We start from the raw sequence: 5885 nt of genomic DNA, 5'->3' as shown, positions 1-5885 counted from the left end.
GAAAAAAGGGGTTGCGGGTATCTTCGAGTAACCGTAGAACCCCCTTCACCGGCGGCGCTTACAAGTGCTGACGGGGCGCCAGACGGGCTTACGGGCAACGAGGCGGAGAAGAAAAAACAGAGATAATGCAGGCTGGGCGCGCCAAGGACTTTAGGGCGCATCTGGTGGTTTTTGTCTCTACGCTGTTTGAAATTGATATATCTGAAGAGATATGTGGGCGGTTTGGTTCAGTTCGATGGATCAGACGTCTGTATATCAACGCTCTTAGGATTTCGGTCCGATGATAGAGTGTCAGCTTCACTGTTTGGCGGCTTCTGGTAACTTTGGTTACTGAAGCACAACAAACAGAGAAACGCCATTTGGTTTCAGTAAGGCCAAGTGGTGATGTGCAGAGGTTCGAACGTCAAGGATTGCATTGTAAGATGCATTCAACTTGAGAGTTTGATCCTGGCTCAGAACGAACGCTGGCGGCAGGCCTAACACATGCAAGTCGAGCGCACTCTTCGGAGTGAGCGGCGGACGGGTTAGTAACGCGTGGGAACATACCCTTTTCTACGGAATAGCCTCGGGAAACTGAGAGTAATACCGTATACGCCCTTCGGGGGAAAGATTTATCGGAGAAGGATTGGCCCGCGTTTGATTAGATAGTTGGTGGGGTAATGGCCTACCAAGTCTACGATCAATAGCTGGTTTGAGAGGATGATCAGCAACACTGGGACTGAGACACGGCCCAGACTCCTACGGGAGGCAGCAGTGGGGAATCTTAGACAATGGGCGCAAGCCTGATCTAGCCATGCCGCGTGAGTGACGAAGGCCTTAGGGTCGTAAAGCTCTTTCGCCAGAGATGATAATGACAGTATCTGGTAAAGAAACCCCGGCTAACTCCGTGCCAGCAGCCGCGGTAATACGGAGGGGGTTAGCGTTGTTCGGAATTACTGGGCGTAAAGCGTACGTAGGCGGATTGGAAAGTAGGGGGTGAAATCCCAGGGCTCAACCCTGGAACTGCCTCCTAAACTATCAGTCTAGAGTTCGAGAGAGGTGAGTGGAATTCCAAGTGTAGAGGTGAAATTCGTAGATATTTGGAGGAACACCAGTGGCGAAGGCGGCTCACTGGCTCGATACTGACGCTGAGGTACGAAAGTGTGGGGAGCAAACAGGATTAGATACCCTGGTAGTCCACACCGTAAACGATGAATGCCAGACGTCGGGGGGCTTGCCCTTCGGTGTCACACCTAACGGATTAAGCATTCCGCCTGGGGAGTACGGTCGCAAGATTAAAACTCAAAGGAATTGACGGGGGCCCGCACAAGCGGTGGAGCATGTGGTTTAATTCGAAGCAACGCGCAGAACCTTACCAACCCTTGACATCCTCGGACCGGCAGAGAGATCTGTTTTCCACTTCGGTGGCCGAGTGACAGGTGCTGCATGGCTGTCGTCAGCTCGTGTCGTGAGATGTTCGGTTAAGTCCGGCAACGAGCGCAACCCACATCCTTAGTTGCCAGCAGTTCGGCTGGGCACTCTAGGGAAACTGCCCGTGATAAGCGGGAGGAAGGTGTGGATGACGTCAAGTCCTCATGGCCCTTACGGGTTGGGCTACACACGTGCTACAATGGCATCTACAGTGAGTTAATCTCCAAAAGATGTCTCAGTTCGGATTGGGGTCTGCAACTCGACCCCATGAAGTCGGAATCGCTAGTAATCGCGTAACAGCATGACGCGGTGAATACGTTCCCGGGCCTTGTACACACCGCCCGTCACACCATGGGAGTTGGTTCTACCCGACGACGCTGCGCTAACCCTTCGGGGAGGCAGGCGGCCACGGTAGGATCAGCGACTGGGGTGAAGTCGTAACAAGGTAGCCGTAGGGGAACCTGCGGCTGGATCACCTCCTTTCTAAGGATGTTCCTAGCAGCATGAACTTGTTCATGTTCGTGGAACACTTAGCAGCCGGCAAACAAAGCCGGCATATCAGGCACTTCCTGTTCCTTGGAAGTGACCTAGAGCCAGGCCGTCCTCATATCTCTTCAGTTTGTTCCACGTTGAGTGGGACGCACCTAATGGGGCGTTAGCTCAGCTGGGAGAGCACCTGCTTTGCAAGCAGGGGGTCATCGGTTCGATCCCGATACGCTCCACCATGCGTAACCCTTTGGGTTACGGACCTTGATGGGTCGGTAGCTCAGGTGGTTAGAGCGCACGCCTGATAAGCGTGAGGTCGGAGGTTCAAGTCCTCCTCGACCCACCATCACACCAAGACATACGATTTGACCGTTAAGCAGTTTGCTGCTTTGCCGTCCAATCGGACGACTTGATCTTCGGATCATTTGACATCGTTTAGAGAGATACAAAACATCAGAATAGATGACTGTCCGCGTAAGGACATGTCAGTTGGTTCGACCAACAAGTCTATTTTGTTCCAAGTCAAGTACACTAACCGGAGTAGTAGTAATACTACTCGAACAGTGTTTGTTGCGAACCAGCGGCAAGCACTGCAATGTATGCATTTTGATTAAGGGCCCATTTGATTTACAAAAGGGTGGGCCCACAGAAGCAGTCTGACTGTTTCTGGATCAAATCAAGCGCGAAAAGGGCGTTTGGTGGATGCCTTGGCAGTAAGAGGCGATGAAAGACGTGATACTCTGCGATAAGCCATGGGGAGCTGAGAATAAGCTTTGATCCATGGATTTCTGAATGGGGCAACCCACCTGATACTTTGTTATTATTGCTCTTCGGGGTAATTAATAATGAGGTAAACCAGGTATTTGTAGACTGAATACATAGGTTTACAAAAGCAAACCCGGGGAACTGAAACATCTAAGTACCCGGAGGAAAGGAAATCAATAGATACTCCCCTAGTAGCGGCGAGCGAACGGGGACCAGCCGAGCCATGAGTGTGAATAGAATGTGTTGGAAAGCACAGCCATAGTGGGTGACAGCCCCGTATATGAAGCATGATTGGACGTATTAAGTAGGGCGGAACACGTGAAATTCTGTCTGAACATCGGAGGACCACCTTCGAAGGCTAAGTACTCCTTACTGACCGATAGCGAACCAGTACCGTGAGGGAAAGGTGAAAAGCACCCCGACGAGGGGAGTGAAACAGTACCTGAAACCGAACGCCTACAATCAGTTGGAGGGCCCATGCGGCCTGACAGCGTACCTTTTGTATAATGGGTCATCGACTTAGTGTATCTAGCAAGCTTAAGCCGTTAGGTGTAGGCGCAGCGAAAGCGAGTCTTAATAGGGCGACTGAGTTAGATGCATTAGACCCGAAACCGAGTGATCTAGGCATGTCCAGGATGAAGGTAAGGTAACACTTACTGGAGGTCCGAACCCACACCTGTTGAAAAAGGTCGGGATGAGGTGTGCCTAGGGGTGAAAGGCCAATCAAACTCGGAGATAGCTGGTTCTCTGCGAAATCTATTTAGGTAGAGCGTCGGACGAATACCCTCGGGGGTAGAGCACTGAATGGGTAATGGGGGCCCACAGCCTTACTGATCCTAATCAAACTCCGAATACCGAGGAGTACTATCCGGCAGACACACAGCGGGTGCTAACGTCCGTTGTGGAGAGGGAAACAACCCTGACCTACGACTAAGGCCCCTAATTCATGGCTAAGTGGGAAAGCAGGTGGGACGACCAAAACAACCAGGAGGTTGGCTTAGAAGCAGCCATCCTTTAAAGATAGCGTAACAGCTCACTGGTCTAAATAAGTTGTCCTGCGGCGAAGATGTAACGGGGCTCAAGCCATGAGCCGAAGTCTAGGATGCAATTTATTGCATGGTAGCAGAGCGTAGTGTGACATAATTCCATGCGTCCTTAATCCCTTCGGGGATATTGGACGCAAGGAATTTTCTGTGAAGCCGGCCTGTGAGGGATCCGGTGGAGAGATCACTAGTGAGAATGATGACATGAGTAGCGACAAAGGGAGTGAGAGACTCCCTCGCCGAAAGTCCAAGGGTTCCTGCTTAAAGCTAATCTGAGCAGGGTAAGCCGACCCCTAAGGCGAGGCCGAAAGGCGTAGTCGATGGGAACCAGGTTAATATTCCTGGGCCAGGAGGATGTGACGGATCTCGAAGGTTGTTTTCCCTTATCGGATTGGGAAGGCTGCTGAGAGGTTCCTGGAAATAGCCCTCCGCTAGATCGTACCCTAAACCGACACAGGTGGACTGGTAGAGAATACCAAGGCGCTTGAGAGAACCACATTTAAGGAACTCGGCAAAATACCTCCGTAAGTTCGCGAGAAGGAGGCCCGTTCAGAAGGCAACTTTTGGGCGGGGGCACAAACCAGGGGGTGGCGACTGTTTACTAAAAACACAGGGCTCTGCGAAGTCGCAAGACGACGTATAGGGTCTGACGCCTGCCCGGTGCCTGAAGGTTAAAAGGAGGAGTGCAAGCTCCGAATTGAAGCCCAGGTAAACGGCGGCCGTAACTATAACGGTCCTAAGGTAGCGAAATTCCTTGTCGGGTAAGTTCCGACCTGCACGAATGGCGTAACGACTTCCCCGCTGTCTCAAATGTGGACTCAGCGAAATTGAATTTCCTGTCAAGATGCAGGATACCCGCGGTTAGACGGAAAGACCCCATGCACCTTTACTATAGCTTCGCATTGGCATCAGGCACAGTATGTGCAGGATAGGTGGTAGGCTTTGAAGCAGGGACGCCAGTCTCTGTGGAGCCTCCCTTGAGATACCACCCTTATTCTGCTTGATGTCTAACCGCGGCCCGTTATCCGGGTCCGGGACCCTGCGTGGTGGGTAGTTTGACTGGGGCGGTCGCCTCCCAAATTGTAACGGAGGCGCGCGAAGGTTGGCTCAGAGCGGTCGGAAATCGCTCGTTGAGTGCAATGGCAGAAGCCAGCCTGACTGCGAGACTGACAAGTCGAGCAGAGTCGAAAGACGGCCATAGTGATCCGGTGGTCCCGAGTGGAAGGGCCATCGCTCAACGGATAAAAGGTACGCTGGGGATAACAGGCTGATGGTGCCCAAGAGTCCATATCGACGGCACCGTTTGGCACCTCGATGTCGGCTCATCTCATCCTGGGGCTGGAGCAGGTCCCAAGGGTACGGCTGTTCGCCGTTTAAAGAGGTACGTGAGCTGGGTTTAGAACGTCGTGAGACAGTTCGGTCCCTATCTTCCGTGGGTGTAGGATATTTGAGAAGAGTTGCCCCTAGTACGAGAGGACCGGGGTGAACGATCCACTGGTGGATCTGTTGTCGTGCCAACGGCAGTGCAGAGTAGCTATGATCGGACAGGATAACCGCTGAAGGCATCTAAGCGGGAAGCCCCCTTCAAAACAAGATATCCCTGAGAGCCGAGGTAGACCACCTCGTCGATAGGCCAGAGATGTAAGCGGTGTAAGCCGTTCAGTTGACTGGTACTAATTGCTCGATAGGCTTGATTTGATCCAGTAATAGGTAGACTGGAAAAAATCAAAGTTCATACACACACAATCATCAGTATACGATGATCAAGGAACAACGCGTCATGTGAAAACATGGCTAGCTGATGTTTTGTGCTTCTTTTTTGGTTTGGTGATCATAGCGCGAGCAAAACACCCGATCCCATCCCGAACTCGGCAGTTAAGTGCCGCAGCGCTGATGGTACTGCGTCTTAAGGCGTGGGAGAGTAAGTCATTGCCAAACCTAATAAGAAGCACAATATCTCTCTAACGATGCACCTCAACACAATCAGAGGTGCGCTAATGCGCGGGATGGAGCAGACCGCCTGTGCGACAAACTCTCCTCGAGAGTTTGATCAACACAAACGCCGCATCAGGGTCACCTGTTCGGTACTGCAACACGGTAGCGCGGGATGGAGCAGCCCGGTAGCTCGTCAGGCTCATAACCTGAAGGTCGTAGGTTCAAATCCTACTCCCGCAACCAACA

The 5885-nt window shown here is 52.1% G+C and carries 3 tRNA genes and 3 rRNA genes; all 6 read left to right on the top strand.

The features are described from left to right. The first annotated feature begins 429 nt into the window (after positions 1-429). Positions 430-1893, top strand: a 16S ribosomal RNA gene (locus B0B09_RS17595). A gap of 166 nt (positions 1894-2059) precedes the next feature. After that, a tRNA-Ala gene (locus B0B09_RS17590) sits at positions 2060-2135 on the top strand. 30 nt (positions 2136-2165) lie between these two features. After that, a tRNA-Ile gene (locus B0B09_RS17585) sits at positions 2166-2242 on the top strand. A 328-nt stretch (positions 2243-2570) separates the two neighbouring features. Then, positions 2571-5402: ribosomal RNA gene (locus B0B09_RS17580) — 23S ribosomal RNA — on the top strand. 125 nt (positions 5403-5527) lie between these two features. After that, a 5S ribosomal RNA gene (gene rrf / locus B0B09_RS17575) occupies positions 5528-5642 on the top strand. Together the 16S, 23S and 5S rRNA genes with 3 tRNA genes alongside form the textbook arrangement of a ribosomal RNA operon. Positions 5643-5805: 163 nt before the next feature. Continuing rightward, a tRNA-Met gene (locus tag B0B09_RS17570) sits at positions 5806-5882 on the top strand. Positions 5883-5885: the final 3 nt, after the last annotated feature.

The sequence above is a fragment of the Yoonia rosea genome (assembly GCF_900156505.1).
GTDB lineage: Bacteria > Pseudomonadota > Alphaproteobacteria > Rhodobacterales > Rhodobacteraceae > Yoonia > Yoonia rosea.
This window is presented reverse-complemented; position numbering and strand designations above follow the sequence as displayed.